General features: G+C 68.0%; 16 protein-coding genes. 4 read left to right on the top strand and 12 right to left on the bottom strand.

From position 1 onward, the window contains the following. Positions 1 to 3: 3 nt before the first annotated feature. Genes ACFOYX_RS28145 through ACFOYX_RS28130 form a run of 4 tightly spaced genes read right to left on the bottom strand, consistent with a single transcriptional unit; the run spans position 4 to position 1,824 of the window. Entirely contained in the window at positions 4 to 252 is a 249-nt protein-coding gene (locus ACFOYX_RS28145) for a DivIVA domain-containing protein (protein ID WP_322443748.1), read from the bottom strand. Further along, positions 252 to 1,337 carry an FAD-binding oxidoreductase gene (locus tag ACFOYX_RS28140; protein WP_322443746.1) on the bottom strand — a complete coding sequence of 362 codons (1,086 nt, stop codon included), beginning with the start codon at positions 1,335 to 1,337 and terminating at the stop codon, positions 252 to 254. Before ACFOYX_RS28140 ends, ACFOYX_RS28145 begins: the two co-directional genes overlap by 1 nt. Further along, positions 1,334 to 1,573: a hypothetical protein gene (locus ACFOYX_RS28135; protein WP_322443745.1), complete on the bottom strand. Its 240-nt coding sequence runs from the start codon at positions 1,571 to 1,573 to the stop codon at positions 1,334 to 1,336. Before ACFOYX_RS28135 ends, ACFOYX_RS28140 begins: the two co-directional genes overlap by 4 nt. Continuing rightward, positions 1,570 to 1,824: a hypothetical protein gene (locus tag ACFOYX_RS28130; RefSeq protein WP_322443744.1), complete on the bottom strand. Its 255-nt coding sequence runs from the start codon at positions 1,822 to 1,824 to the stop codon at positions 1,570 to 1,572. Before ACFOYX_RS28130 ends, ACFOYX_RS28135 begins: the two co-directional genes overlap by 4 nt. Before the next feature lie 244 nt (positions 1,825 to 2,068). Between ACFOYX_RS28130 and ACFOYX_RS28125 the strand changes: the two genes are divergently transcribed. The 3 genes from ACFOYX_RS28125 to ACFOYX_RS28115 are packed head-to-tail and all read left to right on the top strand — an operon-like array spanning position 2,069 to position 4,288. After that, entirely contained in the window at positions 2,069 to 3,316 is a 1,248-nt protein-coding gene (locus ACFOYX_RS28125; RefSeq protein WP_322443743.1) for a helix-turn-helix transcriptional regulator, read from the top strand. Positions 3,317 to 3,327: 11 nt separating this feature from the next. Further along, positions 3,328 to 3,849: a flavoprotein gene (locus ACFOYX_RS28120; protein WP_377534542.1), complete on the top strand. Its 522-nt coding sequence runs from the start codon at positions 3,328 to 3,330 to the stop codon at positions 3,847 to 3,849. Between the two features lie 58 nt (positions 3,850 to 3,907). Continuing rightward, positions 3,908 to 4,288, top strand: coding sequence for an isochorismatase family cysteine hydrolase (locus ACFOYX_RS28115; protein ID WP_322443741.1), 381 nt, complete (start codon positions 3,908 to 3,910; stop codon positions 4,286 to 4,288). A gap of 147 nt (positions 4,289 to 4,435) precedes the next feature. Here the strand turns inward: ACFOYX_RS28115 and ACFOYX_RS28110 are convergent, their stop codons facing one another. The 6 genes from ACFOYX_RS28110 to ACFOYX_RS28085 form a co-directional block, all read right to left on the bottom strand. Next, on the bottom strand, positions 4,436 to 4,780 hold the full coding sequence (locus tag ACFOYX_RS28110; RefSeq protein ID WP_322443740.1) for a hypothetical protein: 345 nt from the start codon (positions 4,778 to 4,780) through the stop codon (positions 4,436 to 4,438). 294 nt (positions 4,781 to 5,074) lie between these two features. After that, positions 5,075 to 8,941, bottom strand: coding sequence for an Eco57I restriction-modification methylase domain-containing protein (locus tag ACFOYX_RS28105; protein ID WP_322443739.1), 3,867 nt, complete (start codon positions 8,939 to 8,941; stop codon positions 5,075 to 5,077). 134 nt (positions 8,942 to 9,075) lie between these two features. Beyond that, positions 9,076 to 11,922, bottom strand: coding sequence for a helicase-related protein (locus tag ACFOYX_RS28100; protein ID WP_322443737.1), 2,847 nt, complete (start codon positions 11,920 to 11,922; stop codon positions 9,076 to 9,078). After that, a complete protein-coding gene (locus ACFOYX_RS28095; RefSeq protein ID WP_322443736.1) occupies positions 11,922 to 17,093 on the bottom strand; it encodes a DEAD/DEAH box helicase in 5,172 nt (1,723 codons plus the stop codon). Before ACFOYX_RS28095 ends, ACFOYX_RS28100 begins: the two co-directional genes overlap by 1 nt. 43 nt (positions 17,094 to 17,136) lie before the next feature. Next, positions 17,137 to 17,505 carry a hypothetical protein gene (locus ACFOYX_RS28090; RefSeq protein WP_322443754.1) on the bottom strand — a complete coding sequence of 123 codons (369 nt, stop codon included), beginning with the start codon at positions 17,503 to 17,505 and terminating at the stop codon, positions 17,137 to 17,139. A gap of 162 nt (positions 17,506 to 17,667) precedes the next feature. Beyond that, on the bottom strand, positions 17,668 to 19,887 hold the full coding sequence (locus ACFOYX_RS28085; protein ID WP_322443735.1) for a Zn-binding domain-containing protein: 2,220 nt from the start codon (positions 19,885 to 19,887) through the stop codon (positions 17,668 to 17,670). Between the two features lie 155 nt (positions 19,888 to 20,042). Here ACFOYX_RS28085 and ACFOYX_RS28080 point away from each other — a divergent pair, with 155 nt between their 5' ends. Beyond that, positions 20,043 to 21,149 (top strand): IS630 family transposase, encoded by a 1,107-nt coding sequence (locus ACFOYX_RS28080; protein ID WP_322443733.1) that lies wholly within the window; start codon positions 20,043 to 20,045, stop codon positions 21,147 to 21,149. Here ACFOYX_RS28080 and ACFOYX_RS28075 read toward each other — a convergent pair. Together ACFOYX_RS28075 and ACFOYX_RS28070 are read right to left on the bottom strand one after the other, a co-directional pair. Further along, on the bottom strand, positions 21,126 to 23,768 hold the full coding sequence (locus ACFOYX_RS28075; protein WP_322443732.1) for a DEAD/DEAH box helicase: 2,643 nt from the start codon (positions 23,766 to 23,768) through the stop codon (positions 21,126 to 21,128). The genes ACFOYX_RS28080 and ACFOYX_RS28075 overlap by 24 nt on opposite strands. Then, a partial coding sequence (locus ACFOYX_RS28070; protein ID WP_377534541.1) for a hypothetical protein occupies positions 23,765 to 25,152 on the bottom strand: 1,388 nt, incomplete at its 5' end. The genes ACFOYX_RS28070 and ACFOYX_RS28075, both read right to left, overlap by 4 nt.

Below are 25,152 nucleotides of genomic sequence, written 5' to 3'. Positions count from 1 at the left end.
GCTCTACACAGCTTTTCGCATATCAGCCTGCCAGCTGCGCAGGGCCCGCTTGATGCGGTCGTTTTCCGCGAGGGCGTGGTCGAGCTGGCGGGTCCGCTCGTTCAGCTCGTAGGCGAGCCGGTGCAGCAGCGCGTCGACTTCGTCCGGCCGGTAGCCGCGCCTGCCAAGTGACGTGCGGGGCAAATCGACGGCGGTGAGCCGGTCCGGGGTGAGCGGGCCGGCGAGCGCGTTGCGGCTGCGGTAGGTGGCCATCAGCTGGCGAACTCTTCGGGCAGGTGGATCCGTTCGGCCGGGATGCCGGCGGCGAGCAGCCGCAGCCGCGACCCGGCGACCATCGCGGGCGGCCCGCACAGGTAGACCTCCTGGCCGGGCCGGTGATAGTCCAGCGCCACGGTGAGCGCGTCGCCTCGCTCGCCCGGCTCGGCGGCGACATCGTGGGAGAACGCGGGCACGATGGTCAGCCAGTCGTGGGCGCACTGCAGCTTGTCCAGGCTGATGGAGTCGTAGACGTCGGTGAAGGTGCGGGCGCCGACGACCAGGGTCACCCGCCGGCCGGCCCGCGACCCGGCGACCTGCTCGACCAGGGCGCGCAGCGGCGCCAGTCCAGTGCCCCCGGCGACCAGCAGCAGGTCCGCCCGCGACGCTGGGTCGAGGGTCAGGCTGGTGCCACAGGGCGGGCCGAGCCAGAGCTGGTCGCCGGGGCGTACCGCGTCGACCAGGGCGCGGGAAACCGTGCCGGCGGCGACGGCACGGACGTGGAACTCCAGCGTGCCGTCCGGGCGCGGGACGTTGGCCGGTGAGTACCAGCGCCACCGGCCGGGCCAGCGCTCGGTGGTGACAGGCACCGCCTGGCCAGGCCGGAAGTGCAGGCGCCGCCAGGGGCGTACGGTCAGGATGGCGATGCCGTCGGCGGCCCGGTCGTGGCCGATGACCTGGGCCGGCCACCAGGCCGGGCCGTCACCGACCCGCTCGGCGCAGCGGGCCACTGCCGCCGACGCACGCCAGCAGGCCCGCTTCCACGCCGCCGCCAGCTCGGGCGTCCACTGTGCGCCGGAGTAGCGGGCGACGATGGCGGTCAACCCGTCCCCGATGGTCGGCTGGTGCGGCAGCAGCCGGTAGCGGCGGTACGCCCGGCCGAGCACGGTCAGCAGTGCCGCCCGCCCGGCCGCATCGTCGCCGCCGCTGGCCAGCCGCCCCAGCGCGGCGAGGAACACGCTTGCCTCCCGCTCCGGCAGCAGCCCCGGACAGCGCTCCTCGACCGCACACCAGAAGTGTTCGGCCGCGGCGCGGGCGTACCGCATGGTGGCCGCCCACGACGCGGCCAGGCCGGCGGTCACGAGCCGGCCTCGTTTGCGAAGGCCCGCCGGGCCGCGGCCACCGCGTCGGCCGGCACGTCGAGCGCCGCGGTGAGGGTCAGCGCCAGGTGCCCGGCGAGCCGGGCCCGATCAACCCAGATGAGGTACGGCGCCAGCTCGGCGTCCGCCGCCACCAGCCGCAGCCACCGCGCGACCGCGTCCCGCACGCCCGCCGGGTCGAGCCAGCCCGCCATCGGGTACGCCCTGAGCCCGCTCACGCCCACAGCCAGGCGTCCGAGTCGCCGCCGTCGAGCAGCTCATGGACCCGCGCTTCGGTGGTCCCGGCCGCCCGCAGCGTGCCTCGGCCCCAGCGGGCCAGCCGGCACGGATGCGGCATCCGCTCGCTGCGGCACAGCGGGCCCGCCGGCCACTGCTCCGGCGCATGCGCCAACACCGCCCGTACGGCCAGCGCCACGTCGTCGTCGCTGACCGGCGTGAGCACCGGGAAGTCGTCCAGCACCGCAGCCATGGATAGCCCTTCCGCCAAGATCGAGAGTTGAAGTGGCACCGGAGCGGGCGGGGAGGGCGGATGCGTTCGGGCACGCCCCACCGGAGCCCAGCACCCGCCCCGGGCCATGCGTCCACCCTCAGGGCGAAGCGGAGCAGGAACTACAGCGTTCGAGAAGCCGAAGTGAGGCACAGTTGAGGCATCTGCGCGCCCATCTGATCGACGGAGGGTGACTAAAGTGGCGGCATATCGGAGGGAGGGTGCCGTGGCCCTGAAGCGACACCGGCTCTGCCAGCGACGAAAGGCGCTCGGGTTCAGTCAGGAACGCTTGGCCGAAGTCCTTGGGGTGGAACGATCGACGGTCGTCCGTTGGGAGAGCGCGGAGACGGATCCGCATCCGTGGCATCGGACCCGAATCGCTTCGGCATTGCAGGTTACGCTCGAACAACTAGACGACATGCTCGTCGATATCTCGGTAGCGACGCGTCGAGGACAGGCTATGGGCGAAGACACCCGCAACCTCTCATCCGCGGTTCGATCCCCACTCCTGTCCGGCCTGCGTGCGTTCCTTACCAGCTACGTGCCCGACCCGCTCGCTCAGCCAGTGCCACCCCTGCTCGACGTCCGCCGGAACGTGGTCCGGGTGCACAACCTCTACCAGCGAGCCAGCTACAGTTCTGCCGCTCGGCTGCTGCCGGAGGCGCTGCGTCAAGCAACAGAGCTGGCGAGCAGGACAACGGGTATGCATCGCGCCAGTGCCTTTCAACTGCTCGCCGCCGCCTACATCGCGGCGTCGAAGCTCGCCACCAAAGTGGGGGACGGCCACAGCGCCTTGTTGACCGCCGACCGAGCATCCACCGCGGCCCGACTCACCGACCATCATGCACTGACAGCCGTCGCCGCTTACCAGGCTGCATGCGGCTTACTGCGGCTACCAGGGCGCGTCACCGAGGCGGCGCAGGTGACGCAGAACAGCATCAAACAGTTGGTGCGCGGCAAGCGAATGAGGGACCCGGACCTGCTCTCCGCGCACGGTGCGCTGTTGCTGCTGGCTGCTGTGATCGCCGCTCGGCAGGGGAGGACAAAGGACACCGACCAACTCCTGACCCAGGCTGAGAGGCTTGCGACCGAGCTGGGGTCTGACCAAAACCGGCTGTGGACCGGCTTCGGCCCCACCAACGTCGCCATTCACGGCGTCTCGGCTGCGGTTGAGCGACATGACGCGGACCGGGCCATCGGAATCGCGGGCGGCGTCGACCTGTCGCGGTTACCAACCGCGCTCGTCGGTCGACGGGCACAGGTGCATCTGGACTTGGCCGTCGCCGCCGCGATGGCTTCGGACGGGAGATCACTGGCCGTGCTGCACATCCTGGAGGCCGAACGCGTCGCACCCGAGGTTGTACGCGTCAACGCCCAGGCACAAACACTGCTGCTGGACCTACTGTCGAAGGACCGCCGGGCCGCGACGCCAGGGCTTCGACCGTTGGCTGAGCGGGCAGGGCTGCTGGCATGACGAATCGGCCAGTGCTGCACCTCGTCGTCTGCGCCGCTCCCCCGGCACTCCACATCGGCGAACTCGTCGACCTGCTGATGACGGACGGCTGGACGGTTTGCGTGATCGCTACACCGACGGCCGCGACGTGGATCGACCGGGACGCGCTGGCTGATCAGACCGGCTACCCGGTGCGCGCCCAATGGCGACTGCCGGGTGAGCCGGACTTGCATCCAAAGGCCGACGTGGTAATGGTCGCCCCGGCCACCTTCAACACCATCAACAAGTGGGCACTAGGAATCAGCGATTGCCTAGCCCTCGGTATTCTCAACGAGGTGATCGGCTCGGACTTACCAGTCCTCGCCTTCCCATACGCCAAGCACACCCTCGCTTCTCACCCTGCGTACGGCGATCATACTCAACGCCTGAGGGCAGCCGGCGTTGAGATTGATGGTGAGGCTTTGAGCTCTTCCTCCGCGAGCGAGACATTCCACTGGCGCGGCCTCACGGAAAGAGCGGAAGGATTGCTGTTGTCGAGTCCGAAGTCCGCTTGATGGGCTGCCTCAGCCGCGCTTCGCGAAGCAGAGCCGGTGAGTGGCAGAATCAGCTGATGTGAGCAGCACGCGGGCGGCACTGGTCGTCATCGATATGCAGAACGGTTACATCAATGACAAGAGCCGACACGTTATCCCCAAGGTCGTAGAACTGGTCGAGCGGTGGGAGGCGACAGGACAGCCGGTGTTATTCACTCACTACCACAACTACCCAGGCAGCCCGTTCGAAAGGTTGATCCACTGGCCGGCGGTGCAGCACCCACCTGAGACGGAGATGGTGCCCGAACTCGTCCCACATGCCACAAGGGCACACGCAGTGATCGACAAACGCATCTACTCGTACTTCACGAGCGAAGGAGCCAACATCGCCGCTCGGGAGGGTTGGACCGACCTCGTCTTTTGTGGCGGGGCCAACTCCTATCAACCCTCGCCACGCTAACCTGCACAGGCGGCCTGAAATGACCGATGTTCGCCGTTGACGGCAAGACCAGCCGTGACCATCGACGCCAGCGATTGGATTCCGTCGGGTTCGGAAATCGCGGTTGCCACCGCCGCCCGGTACGACGCGATAGCGAGGATCAACTGATCAGCGTTCCGTCAACGGCGCAACCGCGAGGCTATAGGCCTCAGCCTCGCGCTTTAGCTTTCGAAGTTCTACGGGAGAAGGCGAGTCAAAGCCGCTCGTGATCGGATCGAGACCCTGATGCCAGGCGTCATAAGCATTTTTCTCGATGCGGCAAGAACTGCTGGCAGAGGGATCAGCCCACCCGGTGATAGGAGAAGACGACGGAGGCGGAGTGGAACGAGACTGCTCTTCGAGAATCGCTAGAGCACGCTCCTGCCGCTCTTCTTTGGCAGCCAGCGTTTCATCCTCAGAAGAGCCGCACCAACTCAGGAAACTTCCCAGCAGTACGGCCAGCGACAAAGACATGACTACCCGACCGGCACCGCCGGATTGCTTCCGGCTGACTGGCGGTCTGTAGGGCAACTCGCCCGGCTGCGGAGTACGCCAAACAGGGCGCGGTGACATCGGGGCACGGTCAACACTTGCAGTGACCCTTGCTTTCCGCCGCTGCGGCGGAATCGGTCTGGGCGACGGTGGGGGCGGGGGCATGTCACTATCAGTCGACAGCCTTGAATGATCACCACGCCAGTGGCCTTCTACCCAGAAGCCATTTCGGAAATGGCCCCGGACGTAATGGCCGCGGACCCAATGCCGCCCCACTTAGGTCGCCGCCTGTCGGCCGCCGGGCGGGGGCTGCAGAGGGGTCTCGTAGCCCCCTTCGGCACGAACAGCCAAACTCATGGCGTCGTAGCGGTCGAGGATGAGGCGCTTGGTTCGGTATTCGCGGTGGGCGGCCTCGTCCTTCTGGCGGACGACCTTGAAGGTGTCCATGATGTAGTCCACGTCGTCACGGTCGATGCCGTAGAGGTGGAAGTACGCCGCATCCAGCTCGGCGCGGAGCCACTCGCGTCGTGCTGGATCCCAGCGGAACGGCGGGCCGTCGTAGCCGAAATCGCGAGCGTAGGGCGCCAGATCGTTCGACGTAAAAGTCAGCTCCAACACCCGCGCCTCGACCCAGGAACCCAGTGTCTCATCGTTCCGGCCCCACGGCACTGAACTCTCGTAGCACTCCGGGGGTAGCACCGGAAATTGCTTCATGTAGCTATAGGTTAGATGCAAGCCCGACACTTTTTGCCTCACCGCATAGTCCATAATAAATGCACCAAGGTTTGCAATCAGACCAGCAGCGAACGCCTTTCCACCAGCAAGCAGAGCGATGGGGCTAGTGTGCCCCACTCCCATACGGGGGATCACCGTCGAAATCAGGGTCCGTTCATTTGTTGAAGCGGTTACGTCCCGCCAAGTCAGAAGCCAGGGGACGTCTCCATGAACTTCGAGTCTCTGCTCAACGGAATCTTCTGCGATCCAATACATCGGGATCGGCGAGCGAAGCGTGTCTCGATGGTCACTATCAGACAAATATGCGGGGACATTCTGCCGCTGAGTTGCACCAGCGTTATGAACGACGTCGGCTGCACGATGATCCCAATGACCGATCATTTTCGCTTCGTAGAGCGGCAGCATTCGACTATCCCCCCGAACGAAGACATTGCCGACGAGTTGCCAACCCTCTTCCGACAGTTCGCCAGCGGTCCGGAACAGGCCGGAGTCATTGGCCATGTGGAACATGGACATGAAGGAGAGACCCCAGGGGTTGCCATCGCGCGCCCCCTCACGCCACAGAACCGGCACTCGGCGATAGATCCCGAGCGTGACCTCGGCATCACGGCGGGCCAGGAACACTGGACAGGTACCCGTGTTCGGGTTGAGCAGGGTGATCTCGTCGGGAGTCAGTGAGTAGGCCCGGGCCGCAATCTGGTTCGCTTGGCGGACGCGGAACACCAGCGAGACGCGCTCGGCCACGCGGTGACGGCCGCTAACCGAGAGCAGAGCGAAGCGGAATGCGTGGTGGACATTCGGGAAGATCTTCTCCTCGTTCTCGAAGTCGTACAGCGACACCAGGCTCTTGGTGACCACTAGGTCCTTGAAGAAGTCCTGGGTGGTCGCGTCCGTGGCGATGCCGGTCGGCACGATGATGCCGAGCGCGCCGCGCGGGTGCAGCACCACCCGGGCCGTCTCGGTGAACACCGAGTACGTGTTGATGTCACCCTTGCCGGTCAGCGGATGGCGCCCCGACGACCGCAGCAGGTGGCTGAACCCGTCCGCCCCGTGCAGGGCGGCAATCCACTCCGCGTACAACATCTGCTTGCTCGGCTCCTCGCTGTCGGCGAGGGCGGCGATGGCCTTCTTGCGGGCGGCGGCGTTCTTCGCTCCCGCGATCTCCGGGTCTCTGGCGGCGAAGAACTCCTGCTCCTGGAGCTTGACCCGCTCCCAGGGCGGGTTGCCGAGGACACAGGAGAAGCCGCCCTGCCAGCCGGTGGCCTCGTCCACCGGGCCGTACTCCGGCACTCGAAAGATGTGCGGGAACTCGATGTGCCAATGAAAAAAGCGGTACTGCCGCGTCAACTCCTCCACCGTGGACTCGAGCCTGTGCATCTCCAGAGTTGCTTCACCCTTGGCCAGGCTCTCCAAGGCGCCTTGAGTGACTGCGGTCAGTCGGGTCGCCGGAGTCTTTGGCTGCACGAAAGCAGCGCACCAGGCGTCAGCTATCAGCTTGACGCGCTTGCGGTCCTGCTCCAACAACCGGGCACGCTGCCCCTGCACATGCACGTCTGCCAGCGAGCGAGGCTCGGCGTAGACGATCTTCTTTGCCTGCTCTGCGAGCCCGGTATTGCCGACGTCAAAACCTGAAACGCGGAAGAGGGTGTCCTGCCCACCCAACTCCTTGGCGTTCTGCTTCTTCAACTCGGTGGCGACCTTCTTGTCGTCGCCGGTAAGGGCGGCGAAGGCGGCGTCCGGGATGCCGTCCTTCAGCAGGCGCGGCGTTACGCCGAGCAGGGAGTTGCCGACCCGGATGTTGGCGTCGAGGTAGCCGAGCGGCCGGCCCGGCTCCATGGCCTCCAGCCAGAGCGACACCTTGGCCAGTTCGGCGGCCATCTCGTTGACGTCCACGCCGTAGATGCAGCGGGCGACGACCCGGCGCATCGCCGAGCGGACCGCGGCCGGCGACGGCTCCAGTTCGTCGGTCTCCTCGGCGGCGACCCGTTTGGCGATCCGGCGCGAAGCCGCGATCAGGAAGTGCCCCGACCCACAGGCCGGGTCGCAGACCGTCAGGTCCAGCAGCGCCTTGACCCGCTCCTCCGGGGTGGGCAGTGCGGTCGCCTCGTCCAGCAGCGGGTCGAGCGCCGAGTCGAGCAGGCACTCCACCAGCGACGACGGGGTGTAGTAAGAGCCGGTGGTCTTGCGCTCGTTGCCGGCCAGCCGCTCGGCGTGGAAGCGGCGGGCCGCTGCGTCCCAGCGGGGGCGCAGCTCCAGCAGCGACTCGTAAACGCTGCCCAGCTCCTCGGCGCCGAGGTGCTGGAAGTCGACTCGCTGCCGGCCGGCGCCCTTGCGCCCCGGCAGCACCGCCAGGGCCTCGACCGCGCGCAGCAGCGCGGTGTTGCTCAGGCTGGCCTCGGCGATGGGGGTGTCCAGCGGGCCGGGCTCGTAGAGGCCGCCGATGCCGGGCAGCGCCAAGCTCGGCTGCCCAGACTCCTTGCCGAGGATGTCGAAGACCAGCCGCACCGACTCCCACAGGTCGCCGTGGCCGGAGTGCCGGCGGCGCAACGCCAGCTCCCGCAGCCGTCGCGCGGAGAAGTAGGTGTCGTAGCGCCGCCGCGCCTCGGGTCCCGCCGCAGGGTCGAGCAGCGCGTCCCGGTCCTCGGCGACGAGCCAGAACAGCAGCCTGTAGACCAGCCGCAGCAGGGAGCGCTTGTAGTCCTCCAGCGACAGGCTGACCTCGATCCGCTCCCGCAGCCCGGCGTTGTCGGGGTGGTCGAGGAAGCCGGTGCCGAGGATCTCCAGCGCCGCCTCCACCCCGTCGCGCAGCTGCTCCAGGGCCCGCTCGCCCTGCTTCGCGCCGTACGCCCGCCACTGCTCCAGCAGACAGGACGACGGCCCGCCGGCCGCGTCGCGGACCGCGAGCCGGCTGGCGTGCGCCACCCGGTAGAGCAGCACGAAGTCAGGGAACAGGTCACCCTCGAAGATCGCCTCCAGGTCGAATTCGAGGTACGCGCTGCCGACCAGGCTGGTCGAGTCGCGCAGCAGCCGCAGCCGCTGACCGTTGGAGACGACCCCCCACAGGTGCTTGTCGGAGCGGTTGAGCAGCTGCTGCATCAGCGAGTGCGGGGCGGCGGCGGCCGCGCCGCGCATCCCTGCCGTCCGCCGGTCCAGGTCCGTGCCCCAGCCGAGCAGATGCATCGGTACGGCCTCGAAGCGGTGGGTGACCGGGAACGCCTTCTCGTCCACGGTGATGCCGCCGGGCAGCGACTCGATGCCGTCGTAGCCCAGCTCGCGCAGCAGGATCAGCAGCCACCGCTCCCGGGTCAGCCGGGCCGGGGCGTTGTCACCGGCGCGCTCACGCTGCCGCGTGAAGTCCCGCCACACGTCCTGGAGGTAGGCGAAGGAGCGGTTGGCGTAGCGGCGCACCGACTCGCCGGACTGGAGGCCGTAGCTGGCGGCTTCCGCACCGGGCAGGTCGGCCGCGCCGTCCCCGACTCGCTGCGCCAGGCCGGCGGGGAGCAGCCCGCCCTCGACCCGGACGGCGGGATAGGTCACGGCCGTCATGAGGTGGCCTCCGGGAGGTAGACGTAGACGCCGAGCACGTCGGCGGGCTTCTGGGCGGTGACGGTGATGTGGCGGCGGACCCGCTGCCCGGCCGCCTCCCGCACCCGGATGTGCGAGGTACGCAGCGCCTCGGCCAGGCCGTCGGCGGTGACGTCCAGGTGGGCGGTGACCTCATCGAGCTTGCCGATCACCCGCTCTAGCAGCGGCGTGGCGGCCTCCGGCAGCACGTTGCCCGTCGGGGCGGCCGACAGCAGCGCGGCGACCTCCTCGTCGGGCAGCCACTCGGCGGCGGCCGGTGCGCCCCGAAACGCCAGCATCCGCGCCTCCTCGGCGACCATTCGGCGCGGCTCGGCGTCCGCGGTGCGGGTGGGCAGGGTCAGGTGCAGCCGGAACCGGACCAGCAGCAGCGTCGTCCGCTTGGTCACCGCCGAGGTGCGCATCACCCCGGCCCGGCGGGCCGGCCGCTGGTCGGCGTCGACCGTCCGGTCCAGCGCGCTCTCCAGGATGTGGCGGGCCAGCGCGGAGACGTACGGGTCGGTGCGGTCCAGGTGAGCGGCGCGCGGCGGAGTGGGCAGATCCTTGTGCAGGGCGAGGGTCGCCGGGTAGCCGGCCGGGAAGGCGTCCCGGACCGGCAGCGGCAGCCCGCTGGTGGTGGCGTCGAAGCCGTAGCCCTTCGGGACGACGTCGGCGCCGAGCGCGGCGAAGCCGGCCTTGGCGAAGTCGGCGACCTCGTCGGGCGAGCCGAGGCTGGCGCGGATCTCGGCCAGTTCGGCGGCCACCTCGGCGGGCTGGATGCCCCGCTGGGCGTACTTGGTGCGGGACTCCTTCTCCCGGGCCGCCGCACTGTCCCACTCCCGGTGCAGGTCCTCGCGCGACTCGGTGCCCAGGCCCTCGATGGTGAGCTGCTCCGGGGCGTCGGGGGCGATCAGCAGCTCCTGGGCGATGGTCTGCAACACGTCGTCGCTCCGGTCCGGCACCGGCACGGACACGCCGAGCGCCTTGCGGATCTGCTCGTGCTTGCGCAGCAGCACCTTGAGCACGATCTCGTCGATGCGGTTGTCCGTACCGTAGATCATCACGGCGCGAACCTTCGGCGCCCGCTGGCCGAACCGGTCGACGCGCCCCTCCCGCTGCTCGTGCCGGGTCGGGTTCCAGGCCAGGTCGTAGTGCACCACCGCCTGGAATTGCTCCTGGAGGTTAACGCCCTCGGAGAGGCAATCGGTGGCGACCAGCACCGGACGACGCTTCGCGTCGGCGGCCAGCTCCTTGATCCGGTCCATCCGCTCCTCGGGAGGCAGCGCTCCGGTCACGCAGCCCACGGCAAAGTTCTTGCCGAGCGCGGCGGTCAGCCGGTCCGCGACGTACTCCGCGGTGTCGATGTAGCGGCAGAAGACGACGGGGTTGAACCCGTCGCCGAGCAGCGTCTTGACCTCCTTGACCAGCAGGTCGAGCTTGGCGTCGCCCTTGGCGGCGAGCGCCTCGGCGCGGCGGGCGAAGGCGAGCAGCTTGCGCCGCTCCGGGCTGCCCGAATCCGCCTCGATCTCGGCGCCGGGCACCAGGTCCACCGACTCCTGGGTCTCGTCGTCCGGCAGGTCCAGCACGGCCGCCCGGCCCAGCGCGTCGGCCTCGTCGGCGTCGGTGGCGTCGGCGTTCGCCGCCCGGGTACGCAGGGTGGCGGCGGCGGCCTGCGGCGAGGAGGCCATCGCCCGCAGCAACGCCAGCGCCGACCAGTAGCGGACCCGCTGGCGCACCTGCCCGCCGATCGGGTCCCGTACGGTCTGCCGGGCGTAGGCGACCACGTCGTCGAAGAGGCTGCGGTAGTCGTCCTTCAGCCGGTAGGCGCGTTCGGTCGACTCGCGGTCCTCGGGGAAGGGGGTGTCCTCCAGGAACCGGCGGATGTCGACCCGGCGGCGCTGCACGAAATGCCGGGCAAGCAGCTCCCGGCCGTCGACGCGCTCCAGGTCGACGGTCTCGAGCCGCGGGTCGAGCAGGCCAACCAGGTTACGGAAGCCGGCCTCCTTGCCGCTGTGCGGGGTGGCGGTGACCAGGATCAGATGCCGGTCGTCGCGGGCGGCGAGCTTGCGGACCAGCTCGTGGCGGAGCATCCGGGAGCGGCCGCCGCGGTTGCTGTCGTCCACCACGCAGGAGTGCGCCTCGTCGACGATGACTAGGTTGGGGGCGCCGCGCAGGAACTGGTCGCGCAGCTCCGGCCGCTTGATGTAGTCGGTGGAGACCACCACGTGCCGGTACCGGTCGAAGATCGACTGCGCGCCGACCAGGTCCCGCTCCAGCCGGCGTACGGTGCCGGGCAGCACCAGCTCGGCGGCGATGCCGAACTTTTCGGCCAGCTCCCGCTGCCACTGCTCGGCCAGCGCCGGACTGCACAGCACAGCCAGGCCGTCCGCGTCGCCCTGCGCCAGCAGCTCGGTGGCGATCAGGCCGGACTCGACGGTCTTACCGATACCCACATCGTCGGCGATCAGCAGTCGGACGGTGTCCTGCCGCAGCGCCATCAGCAGCGGCACCAGCTGGTAGGGCCGGGGCTCGACAGCCAGTCCACCGAGGGACCGGAAGGGGCCGCCGGTCGACCGGAAGCCGATCCGCAGTGCGGTACGCAGCAAGCTGGCCCGACTGGCGTTGCCGGCATCGCCAGGATCGGGGTAGGTGAAAGTCGCCGAGGTGACCGACTCCAGCTCCGGCAGGACGGCCGCCCGCTCGTCGTCCGAGCCGCCCAGTGGGCGCAGCACCAGCAGGTCCGGCTCCGACTCCGGCAGCACCACCCACTCCCGGCCCCGCGCCTTGACCAGCGTGCCCGGCTCGAACCGCTCCGCGGTCACCGTCATCAGTTGCTCCCTGCCCTGTGCTGTCCGAACACGCTCGGATACCGCTCAACGGTTTTCTGCCAGTCACCGACGGTCACCCGGATGGGTGTCCAACCGGCGTCGTAGAGGCTTTCCTCGGCGTCGACGTCACGCCCCTCGCCAAACGGCTCGCCTGGCCTGTCGACGAACACAGCCACCCGGTCCTCCCGGTAAACCAGGTCGGCGACCGCGTCGGCGACCCGCTCTCCGGCGCCGTCTGGCGCACGGTAGCCAGCCTGCGCGAGCCAGGCCATGAACTCCCCGGCCGGGCCGTCTGCGCTCAGCCCGCCGGCGGCCCGCCGGCTGCCCGTCTTCGTGGTCGCCGCGTCCGCAAGGTCGAGCAGCAGGTCCACGATCAGGTGCCGGTCGATCAGCTTGTGAAGGGGCTGATTCGAGTACGACAGCAGGCAGTCGTAGCAGCCCTGCACGCAGCGGTCCTCGTCGTCGGCGACCGCCTGGTCCGCCTCGTCACCGGTCTCCGGGTTGAAGTGCGCGATCTCCAGCGCCTTCGCGGCCACCGTGGGCAGAGCGTCCGGCTCCTCGATCAGCCGGCGCAGCACCCCGGCGCCGCCCTCGGCGCTCTCGATGAACAGCATCCGACCCTGGTCATCCGGGTCGGGCAGCAGCTCGCCGGTCAGCTCCGAGTCTTCCAACTGGAAGGTCGCCTCGATGCCACGTTCCAGCGCGTAGAGCAGCGACACCGCCTCCTCCCGCTTGGCCTTGCGGGCGAGCCGCAGCACCAGGATGTTGCGCCGGTCCTCGACGTAAGGGATTACCCGCTGCTTGCGCCTGGTCTCGTCGGCGGTGTGGAGATCCTCCTCGTCGGTGGTCTTCTCGGCGGCCTTCGACTCCGACAGCCACTCTCCACTGGTGGTGTCCAGCCAGAAGCCACGGATGTTCTCGTCCTTGCGCCGGCTCAGGCCCAGGTTTGCCCTGCGTACCGTGGCCGCGTCCCCGTAGACGAGGGTTGCCACGGTCGGGCCGCCGCCAGCTGGGGCCACGGTGGCGGTCAGCTTGCCCGGCCGGCCCCCGTGGTGCTGGAAGCGGTACGACGTCTCGATCTGGAAGCCGGACCGGCGCCGTTCTTCCTCGTCGGAGGAGATCCGCTCCCGACGCTGGGTGCGGACGGTGTAGAGGCGCAGCAGGTTGCTGTCCGCCGCACCCAACTGTTGGCCACAGCTCTCGCAGAGATCCACGCCGACGGCGTCGTCGTGCTGGTGTCCGCAGGCACGGCAGCGCCGGGCCGACGTGGTGAGGACGCCTTCCTGGCCGGGCGTGGCCGCCTGCTGCAACTGCACGCTGCGCACCATGTACCGGGCGCCCTCGTGATAGATCAGCGCCCCCGGGCCGAACTCGCTGATGCCGATAAACCGCGGCCGGTGGATGTAGTCGCCCTGCCGCTGCCCGTTCAACCCCGGGATGTACGCCGCCAGCGGCAGCCGGGGGAACGAGTAGCCGGGCAGGAATCCCTCGGAGGCGAGATAGCGGTAGGTGTAGAAGTCGGTCTGGGGCTCGTCGGAGTCCTCGTTGCGCAGCAGATTGAGCTGCACGCGGGCGTCGTCGGCACGGCGGCGCGCTTCCTCCCGAGCCTTGTGCGAGACGTTCGTGTCCACCGCGCGGCGACCCTGCACCTCGTACTCCCTGAGGGCCGCCCGGTAGAGCCTGCGCCACCGTTCCAGGGCGTCCTCGAAGCTGCGCGGCGCCCGCTCGATGGCCTCGGCCACCCAGCTGGGCCGCCACCACGGCGCGTCGGGCAGCTCGCCGGCCAGGTCTGCGGCGAGCGTCGCCTCGGCCCGGGCCAGGGCCCGGCGGCGGGGTTCCGGATCCTCGATCGACCTTTTCAGTTTCGGCAGCAGTTCCAGGGACGGGCTCTCGCCCCCCGTCTCCATCACACCTGCCAACGAGCTGGGCAGTTCCTCGCCCGTCTCGGCGAGCCAGATCGCTTGCAGGTGAGACAGGACGAGATCCTCGTTGGCCAGGTCGAGCCGGGGCGGCTGCACCGCTCCGCCGACCATTAGCGTCGGCCGCTTGAAGTAGTACTGGTCGTGGGCGCTGCCGGTGGAACAGTAGGTAACCACCAGGGCCGGCTGCCCGGACCGGCCGGCTCGGCCGGCGCGCTGGGCGTAGTTCGCCGGCGTTGGTGGCACGTTGCGCAACGCCACCGCGTTAAGCGCGTTGATGTCGACGCCCAGCTCCATCGTCGGCGAGCAGAACAGCAACGGCAGGTCCCCCTCTCGGAACTCCTCCTCCCGCTGCTGCCGCTCGGCCGGGGTCACCTGGGCTGTGTGTTCCTTGGCCTGCAAGCCGGCCAGCAGGTGCGAGGTGTCGCGGTAGAGGTCGCGGAAGAAGGTGTTGACCCGGGCTCCCGTCTCGCCAGAGAGCTGCTTACGAACCCGGTCCTCCGCACCCACCTCGCCGTCGCCGGTCTGCCACAGCAGCGCGTCGGACCGGAGCCGGTACCCGCCGATCAGGTCGTCACCGTCACCGGGCATGGCCTCGATGACCAGGCCGGCCTCCGTCAGCACCGCCATCAGATCACGGATGATGTCCTGCGCGTCGGCGACGCCGCACGACTGGCCCGGCCGGTCGTATTGCCGCTTGAGGTACTTGCCGAGCGCGCCCCGCCCAGACAGGTGCAGGTAGGAGCGCGGCCGGCCCTTGCTGCTCGGCTTGGGGAAGGCGATCCCGGCGACGATGGCCCGCTCACGAATGCCCAGCGCCCAGGGTTCAGCAAGGTGCTGCGCCGACAGTCGGCGGATCTCGTCGAAGCCCTCCTCGGTGAGACAGCGGACATCGATGGCAAGGTTGCGCCGCAACTCGTCGAGGAGGGTGGCGGCGATCTCGTACCGGTGCTCGGGGTTGTCGTCGCGCAGCAGGTGGTGGCTGCGGTCCCAGATCTCCTGGTCGGCGGCGACCTCGTGCAGGTAGCGGTAGCCCATGCGCAGCAGGCCGGTCTGCTCCAGGTTGGGCATGGTCACCCGCCAACCGCGCTCCAGGTCGAGGTAGAGGCGGTAGTTGACCACCTCGCGCAGCGCCCGCCAGATCTCTTCCTTGCCGTAGCGCACGTCGGGTCGGCGGGCAAACTCTCTCAGCTCTAGGCCGAGGGCCTCGGTGACCCGCTGAGCGACCCGCTCGTGAGTCAGGCCTTCCGGCTCCTTTTCGGCCGCCCGGTAAAGCGCTCCCCGGAGCTGCACCACCTGGACGAAGTCGTTGAAATGCCCGGCCTGCAGCGAGGCGTCCTGGCGGTTGTCCACGAAGGACAGCAGTTTGCGGGCCGGCTTCTCGAGGCTTGGCGTGGCCCGGAGGGCGCGGACCACGCTGGCGCCGATGACGGAGAGCGCGGAACTGCGCCCCTCCGCCGAGAGCTTGGCCAACTGGGCGAAGTCCTTGCCCCGGCTGCGCTCGTAGGAGACCCGGCAGCGCAGGCAAAACCGGAAGGGCGTGCTGACCCAGGCGGCAGCGATACCCTTGCCCGCCTGGACCTCGCTACCGGCGGTATCCACGTGCACCACCTCGGGCAGGTATTTGAGCTTGTCCTGCGCGGGCACGGTGGTGCCGTCGTCGGCCAGCACCGTCCACGAGTACGGCAGCCGGCCGTCCTGTACGGCGATCTCCAGGCTCTCTGGCCAGGGCTGGTCGTCACTGAGATAGAGGTAGCCGCCGTCCTCGCCGGTATCCGAGTCCTGCCGTGCCTCGAAGCCGTTCACCGAGCGCCGCACGCTGAGGTATTCCTGGCCGCACTCACGGCAGAACGCCAGTGGGACGAGGATCTTCCGCTCTGTTTCGCCGCCCGCCGGCGAGACGGTCTGGTAGCGGCTGGTGATGTGCCGCTGCGCGGGCGACTCGATGGTGACGTAGACGTTGTCACCCTTGGAGAGGAACTGGTGCAGCCGGAAGGCGAAGACCGGCCGGTCCGTCTCCGGGTCGATGATCTGCGCACCCGCCTGGAGCACCGCCTGGATGGCGGCCTGACAGTGCCCGGCTGACTCGCCGGTGAGCTCCGCCAGGTCGTCGGCCGCTTTCGGCACGGTGAGCGGGACCCGTTTGCGGAGCAGCCGGCCGGTGCCCTCCTCCGGCTCCACACCGAACGCGCTCTCCACCCAGTGGGCCAGTGGGTCTCGACGGAAGTCTTCGAGGTCGGGCGCGTGCCCGTCCCGATGCCAGTGTCGTACCCGTTCGGCGAGCGCGTTCCCGACTGTGCCGCTGCCGGTGGTCGCCCGCCGCAACGACTCGCCGATGACGTGCTCGGCATGGACCGGCTGGCCGAACAGACGGGTGGCCACCGTCGCGACTGCAGCCCTCTGGTGTGCCGCGTCACCCTCGGTGGTCATGGTGGCCGACGTGCCGATGCACTGGAGGTCTGGCGCCTCGCAGGCGTTCTTCGTTCGTCGCACGAGGAACGCCACATCGGCGCCCTGCCGCCCCCGGTAGGTGTGCAGCTCGTCGAGGACCAGGAACCACAGTCCGCGTGCGGCGCGGATCAGGCGGTCCCGTTCCCGGCGCCGGGTCAGCACCAGTTCGAGCATCACGTAGTTGGTGAGCAGGATGTCCGGCGGGTCGGCGAGAATGCGGCGCCGGGCCTCGGCGTTCTCCTGGCCGGTGTAGCGGTCGAAGGTGACAAGCGGCCGGTTGTCCGGGAAGCCCCAGCACAGGAACTTCTCCAGCTCGTGCAGTTGACTGTTCGCCAACGCGTTCATCGGATAGACGATGATCGCCTTCACCCCTGGCCGGTACGTCCCATCCGCCTTCGCTCGCAGCACGCGGTCGACGATCGGCACGATGTACGACAGGCTCTTACCCGACCCGGTGCCCGTGGTCAGGACGTAGCTGTGACCGTCACGCGCCGTCGCGATCGCATCCCGCTGGTGCTGATGCAGCCGGAGCACCTGGCTACCCGGATCCGACTTGTCGTGCTTGATGCGGAAGATCCGCTCATTGTCCGGATGCAGCAGCCCTTCGGCGACCAGGCCGTCGACCGTGCCGCCGGACGCGAAGTTCGGGTTCAGCGATAGGTACGGCGCCGGCCACTGGTAGCCGGATGCGGTCAGGCGCTGGACGTGGGCGCGGACCCACTCATCGCGCGGGTCAACGAAGCTTGAGGTGAACTCTCGGTAGTCTCCGATGAGCCGATCACGTACATCGAAGACATCCACTTGTTCTCCCCGACACCACTGACGACCTGCAGGAACGATTCAATCACTTGACTTCCGCCAGGTAAGCACGCGAGTGCCGATGACCGGAATCGCCTCTTCGGCTGCTTAGGCCGCGCCTGGCAGCAGTGGTCATATTCGCGCCCTTTGTCTTGCCGGAAGCGCAACCACCCGACTGATTGGCTTCCCAGCCGTCCGGGAACTTGACCGGGACGTTGAGGTGCACCGTCTCGGTTGACGGGTGGGCGTCCAGCAGCTCGGCGATCCCCGCTCGCGCCACCAGGGTTGACTTGCCAACCCTGAGCAGCGAGTCGACCACGACGCCGCGGTGGTCACCGGAGCGCAGGTCGGCCGGCACGGCCGTGATCACCCGCTCCGCTTCGACCGCGGGCGGCACTTCCAGCCCAGCAAGCATCGTCCCCACCTCCCCACAAGGCGTCCCCGGACACTACAGGCAGGAGTCCTATCAGCGGGACCCCCAAGCGCTCAGCCTTTCCGCGATTCCCGCTGACCCCACGACGATTGCGCGGTCAGGGGCGCCCGTCATTGCGGGCAGTTCACGGCGTCCACGCCGCCGCTATACCGAGACCGCCATCACCTCTACTGCCTCAGCCTTCGCCTGCTGGGGCTCTCGATCGAGTGGGTGGACACCGGCCTCAGCGATGCCAGCGTCGTCGTAGCGGAGCCACAGCCTGCCAACGTCCGGCACCCCGGAGATGGACGCGATAACCACTCGGCCGTCATAGAGGTCGAGATGGTTGTTGGGCACGGGCTCGAACACCTCCCCCGGGGCCTCATCGAGCAGAAACCGCGTCTCGATGGCGCCGGCTTGGGGCAGCTCAGCCAGGCTCAGCCGCAGCAGGCCAGCTGTGGCGGTGGGGGCTCTGCCGATGAGCCGGGCGAGAACATCGGCCGCGGCGCCGCGACGTAACCGCTCGTGGTGCTTCTCGTTGCGGAACACGCGAAGACACCGGTAGCAACTCGTTTCGGGCCCGCACTCGCAGTCACTGACGGTCTTCAGCGCCCGCGCCAGAGCAGCCGTGAGGTTCTGCGCGATCTTGCGGACGTGCCCAGCGCCGCCGGGCACGGTGTCGAAGAGCATCAGGGCGGTGCCGCCGGTGTCAGTCACAAAGACTGTGCCATCGATGTCATCCCGGGAGATCTCCAGCTCCTCGCTGCTGCCCTGGACGATCGCGTACAGGACCGACCGCCAGGCGTCGGTGTCTAGTCCGACAACAGCGGCTCCCTCAGTTCTCAGCTCCAGTACGTCGGTCTGGTACTTATGTGCAAGCGACAGACTTTCAAATGGCCCCGTGCAAGGCTTGCCATTGACGGGCTTCTCGTGCTTGCTCGGGGCCCTGTTCCCGTTCGGCAGGCCAAAGCCGCACCAGCTGCAGATGAGGAACCCGCTCCCACCCCGGCCGTCGCTGATGGCAATCAGTTCACCTCGGGTGCCGCTTCGAGCAGTAATCTTCCCTCCTGGCAAGTCGTGGATGCTCTCCTCGACCTCCGCACCTGGAGAGACGACATAGGTGCCACCGTGCCAGGAACGCACCGGGGGCTTGCCACCAGGGGCGCGTGACGCCTCGCGACTTGCCACAAAGCCGAAGAGCGGCACCATGTAGCGGCGGGGTGCACCGGTCAGCTGCGCCCCACACGAGGGACACACCGAGTCGAGTCGGTCGAGGTCTTCCCGGTAGTAGTTGCAGGTTCCACAGACCGCGTAGTACCGGCGCTCGGGCTCCCGCTCCGGGAGGCGGTAGATGCCTCCCGAGCGCCAGAGCCGGCCGCCGGCGACAATCTCCGAACCCGGCGCGTACTCGTAGATCGCGCTGCTGAGGTCTCTCGACAACTCGAGTTTCTTGGCCTCCTCTGGATCGGCGAAGCCGAGCTTGAGCTCGACCGTGTCGACGGGGAAGCCGTACTTCGGAAGCACGTTCCGGTTACCGAGGAAGCCGAGGAGCTCACGGGACGTGATCGTGTTCATCAACCGCGTGAAAAGATCTGCCTGACGATAATTCCGGGCTTCGACCGCCTCGTCGCGCTTGTCGGCGTAAATCGCGAAGTCATGTTCCACCTCGACGCGGACGGTCTCGAGCAGGTCCACGAGGTGGTCAACCCACGCCCCGGAGTCCAGGCCGATTTCCCGCTGCACTGTCAGCGGCAGGACGTTGGCGAGTGCTTCGGTCACCGCATCAGGGACTGGTCGTAGGTAATCGGCGACCACGCCGACCGGCGCAGGCTGCCCGTCAGAGGGTAGGAAGAACTCCCCGACCTGGCGCCAGACGGTCCCGAACACCCGGAACTGGTCCCGGAAGAACGCCGCCAGGGCCACTGAGTGCGCGTGCCGGCGGTCGATGCGCACGTTCCCCGAGGGGATGTAGGGAGCCCGCACCTGCCCGGCGATCATCTGGCTAGGCTCCGCGAACCTCGACAGGTCGTGGGACCTTCGCTGGGCGTAGGTGGCCACCAGCGCGGCCGAGTCGGTTCGTCGCCCAGCGCGCCCAGCACGCTGTACGTAGTTGGCGGTAGCTGGCGGGACGTTTCGGAGGAGGACGGCCTGAAGCTCACCGACGTCCACGCCGAGCTCGAATGTCGTCGAGCACGACAGCGCGTTGATCTCGCCGCGGACAAACTGCTGCTGGATCTCCGCCGCCTGCTCACCCCTCCACTGAGCGGTGTGCTCACGTACTGCGAGCGGGATCGGCTTCATCGACCGGTAGATGGCCCGGTAATGGTCGCCGTCCGCCTCGACAGCCGGCAACGTCCAGGGCAGCAACTCCCCGGTGCAGTTCATCGTCGGACACACCCCACGCACCCCGACGGGTACGAGTTTCCGACACACCGTGCACTGCCACAGGGTTGTGCCCTCCGCCGACTCACACATCAGCAAACGCGGCTCTAGTGTCCTGAGTCGTTGATTAGCTGCTGAATTCGAGTAGGCTTCGTGGTATGCCACGAACAGGGCGCCCGAAGGCCGAGCTGGTTTTGTCCGATGTGGAGCGTCAGACCCTGGTGTCCTGGTCGCGTCGGGCGAAGACCGCGCAGGCGTTGGCGTTGCGGGCGCGGATCGTGTTGGCGTGTGCGGAAGGCGCGACGAACAAGGACGTGGCCGCGGCGTTGGGGGTGTGGCCGCAGACGGTGAACAAGTGGCGGGCCCGGTTCGTGCGTGACCGCCTGGAGGGACTGTCGGACGAGCCTCGTCCGGGCGCCGCCCGCAAGATCACCGATGAGCAGGTCGAGGCGGTGATCGTGAAGACCCTGGAAGAGGCGCCGATCAACAACGACACGCACTGGTCGACCCGGTCGATGGCCAAGGCGGTCGGGTTGAACCAGACCGCGGTCTCGCGGATCTGGCGGGCGTTCGGCCTCAAACCGCATGTGGTGGACACGTGGAAGCTGTCGAAGGACCCACAGTTCATCGAGAAGGTCCGCGACGTGGTCGGGTTGTACTTGGACCCGCCGGACAAGGCGATGGTCCTCGCGGTGGATGAGAAGTCGCAGATGCAGGCCCTCGACCGCAGCGCCCCGGTGCTGCCGATGATGCCAGGGGTGCCCGGCCGGCAGACCCACGACTACGTCCGCTACGGCACCACCAGCCTGTTCGCCGCCTTGGACGTCGCCACCGGCCAGGTGATCAGCCAGCACCAGCGCCGCCACCGCCACCAGGAGTTCCTGCGGTTCCTCAAGACCATCGACGCGAACACCCCGCCCGATGTGGACCTGCACCTGATCTGCGACAACTACGCCACCCACAAGACCCCAGCGATCAAGACCTGGCTCGCCGCGCACCCCCGTTTCCACCTGCACTTCACCCCCACCTCGGGCAGCTGGCTCAACCTCGTCGAACGCTGGTTCGCCGAACTGACCCGCCGCAAGCTACGCCGCAGCAGCCACCGCAGCGTCAAAGACCTCGAAACCGACGTCAACACCTGGATCGAGGCGTGGAACGCCGATCCGAAGCCCTTCGTCTGGACCAAGACCGCCGACGAGATCCTGGACAGCCTCGCCAACTACTGCACAAGAATTAATCAACTAACCAACGACTCGGAGCACTAGTTGGTGCACCACACCAAGCTTGGCGTCGTTGGTCGTGCGGAACCATGCCTTGGGAGACGCCAGCGTGAGGAACCTCCAGATGTTCGTGAGCAGGACGGCTGGATCGGTGGTTGAGCCGAGCCGGTTGAGCAGCCGGGTCAGGTAGTTGAGTCGCCTATTCACGCCGCTGGTCGGACTCCAGCTGATCACCTTCCGCTTGGCTTCCGCCCCCGTCTCACGGATGTAGATCGGTCCCCGCCGTGGGTCGAAAGCCTCGTCACGTGGATCTACGCCTTCAAGGGGCGCCACGACGCCCTGCGTGCGGACAGAGCGCACCAACTCGTTCAGCAAGTCCCAGACTTCGTCCTCTGACAAACCAAGCGCCCGCAGAGGTGGCGGGGCTTGCCAAGCCGGATCACGCCACATCCTCCAGCGGACAAGACCGGACCCTTCAAGGCTCAACCGCTCATCAAGGCCAACGACCTCCTGTTGGGCCCAGAGCGCAACCCGCCGTTCCCGAGCCTGCTTGGAGTCGTACGTCTCAAAGACGCCGAACTGGTTGGCCTCAACAGCGGCATGCGTCACCACGTCGGTGAGCCGCACGTCGCCGTCAATGGCGAGGCTGTTGAGGATGCCGCGGTACAGCAGCCGCCGTCGTTGCAGGCGGCCGTAGGACTGGTCGAGATAAGGCGCGAAGTACGCCGCCGCTTGTCGGCTGTCGCTGAACAGCAGTAGCTTCCGACCACCACCTGGCCGATTCGCCTGTTCCATCTCGGGCGCTGGTGGCAACAGTTGGTAAAGGGCGGTGGCCAGGACGGAGACCGCCGCCTCGTTGCCGGTCTGGAACAGCCGAACCAGCGATGAGGCCCGGCCGCCGCAGGTGAGGCAGGACGTCAGCTCTTCCTGTACGTCCTTAATGAATCGCACGGACCGCATCTCGGCTCCGGTGCAGCCCTCGGCCGGACACGTGCCCGCCGGTCCCACCTTGAAGGTGCCGCATCGTGCGCAAAGCCCACCTTCGTTCCCGGCGACTGCCTTGAGCGGGTTCAGGGTGAGGTCGTCCTCGTCGGCTCCCGCACTCAGCACGTCGGCCAGGGCCAGCCACACCCGGCGCTCATCAAAAGTGCGTCGGGACCTGAAGATGCTATTCGCGCCTACTCGCTCCAGCGCCCCCGAGAGGTAGACCGTGCCGCAGCGGCGGCAGCATCCAAATTCAAAGCTGGCGTCGCCGCAGTCGCAGCGTTCACGTCGGTTCAAGCTGACGTGAGGGCCGTTGCCCCCCAGGCAGCCAAATGCTCCTTCTGTCGCACGGGCAAAGAGGTGGTACCGGGCGGACAACACCGGCGTCTCGGTCTTGTCTCGTGTTGAGTTCGCTAGCGCGACGAGGGCGGCCGTCACGGGGAGGGCCTGCTCATCTGCGGGCAGCAGTTCCCGCGCAACGTCAGGCAGCGGCACCGGCCCTCGAGCCAACAGGCTGCGTAGGCGCATGACCCGCTGCTCGTGCGCCAGTGCTTCGCCAGCATCGCTGGTAGTGAAGCCGGCCTTGGCTGCATGGGCGAGAATCCCGGCCGCTGGATCGTCGGCATCGAGTAGACGTGCGTACGCGACGCTTGGCATCGGCCCCCACTCTTGGCCTCGGGGGTGGTCGATTCTGGTGGCGCCGACGACGTCCTGGCGAGAGGCGTCCATGGCGTCGTACTCAAACGGGACGTTGAACAGCGACGAGGCGAAATGAGCCGCTGCACCCGGATCGCCTCCGACCGTGGCGCTGGTTGCGATGCATTGCATTACGCCATCTCGTGCCACCCGATCTCGAAGGCGGCGCAGCAGCATGGCGAGCTCGGCGCCCCGGGCACCGTCGTATACGTGCGCCTCGTCCACAACGATGAACCGCCACTTACCGGCGAAGTCCCCCTCGAACAGGTCCATGTCCAGCGGGCGCAGCAGCAGGTACTCCAGCATCGCGTAGTTGGTCAGCAGGATGTGGGGCGGCTTTGCCCGCATCTCCTCGCGGCTGAGCAACTCGTTCGGGACCCGTGGCTCTCCTGGGTTCTGCTGCTCGAAGACACTGGTGGCAGCCCGGATGGTGTGCTTCGTTTCCCCCGTATAACGGCCGAAGGTGATGTCGGGCATGTCGCGGAGCAGCACCCGGAGGCGTTTCATCTGGTCATTCGCCAGGGCGTTCATCGGGTAGAGCAGCAGCGCGCGAACTTCGGGCCCGAGGGTGCCCGCTGCCCGTTCAGCGATGAGCTGATTGAGGATTGGGATCAGGAAGCTCTCGGTCTTGCCCGAGCCGGTACCAGTTGCCACGACGAGGTTACGGCCTTGGGTCGCCTTCCGAAGGGCCTGCTCCTGGTGGACGTAGAGCGGCCGATCCAGCGGAAGCCCCCCGGCCAAGCTGGCGAACTCCGGATGGAGCACCCCTTCCCCGATCAGCTCACGGAGCGACCGCCCCTGCGCGTACGGCGGGGTTACCTCCAGGATCGGCCCTTTCGTGACGCCGTCCTGGATCGCTGCGGCGATCGCCGCGTCCAGCGCCCGGGCGAGCTTTGGGTCGCGAGGTTCGATCAGGGTGTGCAGGTACCGCTGGTACGCGTCCACCATGGCTTTGGTCGTCGCGATGGGGTCGAGCTTGCTCATAGGTCCAATCCCGTCACGAGGAGTTCGGCCAGTACGACATCGACAGTGGTAAGCCGGGGCGCGCGTCGGGCGAGTACGCCGTGGGCCTTGACTAGCCGCGGCATGTCGCTCGCCAGCGGCTCGTGCCCTCGCGCGGCAAGCCTCGACGCGAGACACAGCGCGATCGACAGCGCGGGCAGCGAACGCCATCCCGGGCCCTGTTCACGAGCGCGTACGGCCGCCGCGAGTTCGGGTCCGCCGACGCGCTCGAGAGAGCGCACGAGCAGCCGCAGGTGTCGTTCCGTCTTACCTGCGAGGCTGACCAGGCCGGGCCGAAGTCGACCGTCGAACAGCTCGCGCGCCGCACTCCAGCGCTCGTCACCGTCGAGAATTCCACCCGGCACGACCGGAGCGGCCAACCAGAGCGCATCCAACCGCTCCGGTTCCATCGCAGCAAGCTGCTCGGCCTCGGCACCGAACGCGCCGACACCGGCGTACGGATCCTGGTCGGCCATGAGCAAGGTATCGACCATCTGGGCGCCGCACACCGCTGCGATCCGCTCGTACAGCGCTGAGCGGACCGTCATCGTCCCGAGCTGATGTGCGGAGGCGATGGCAGCCGCGACCGGGCTGTGGCCCCACAACACGATCTCGTCGTCGTCAGAGAGGTAGCGCTGCGGCGCGAGCATGATGAGACCGGAGCTCACAAGCGGCGCTACCGTCACCGACGGTGACAGGCGCTCTTGAAGTATGGAGGTTAAGGCGGCACGAGGATCTGCGGTGAGAAGCGTCGCGGCAACGGCGCGGAGGTCTCCGTGGATTCCGAATCCCTTGACGTCGTCCGCGCGTTGATAGAGGTCGAACGCCAGCTTGATAACGCCCGACGAGTTAGGCAGCGGCCCAGCGCTCGCAAGGTATCGCGACAGCGCAGCCTCGTCGCTGTCGCCGCCGATGTCCCGCCACTCTCGGCCGCGAATGATGAACGTGTTGGACGCCTCGGGCCACCGGGGCCACTCCTGCGGGATCCACGGGTCCTCGATCCGCAGATGAACGACGAGATTCCCTGCCGATGTGACGACGTCCGGCAACGGAGGCGTACGAAAGCCATCGCCCACCGCAACAACGTGGGGCTCCCGCCATGGGGCGGACGGCAGATAGATGCCGGCCGTCAAGCCCTCGGCAACGACGCCGCCCTCCACCACAAGGCAGCCACTCTCATCGTCGACGCTCACGCCGTTGGCGAGGCTACGAGGTACACACCTCGCCACCGGAAACTGCAGGCCTTCAAGGTCGACTCTGAGTTGCGCCGTGCCGAGATGCTGGACCGTTTCGGCGATGCGCGCGGCAGGTTCAGCCGGTCGTAACATTTGATCTTGGCGGTTGGGTGGGACAGGATGTTCCGCTG

Source organism: Micromonospora sp. GCM10011541 (genome assembly GCF_042650725.1).
GTDB lineage: Bacteria > Actinomycetota > Actinomycetes > Mycobacteriales > Micromonosporaceae > Micromonospora > Micromonospora sicca.
Note: the sequence above shows the minus strand (reverse complement) of the source record. Positions and strands in the feature narration are given on the sequence as shown.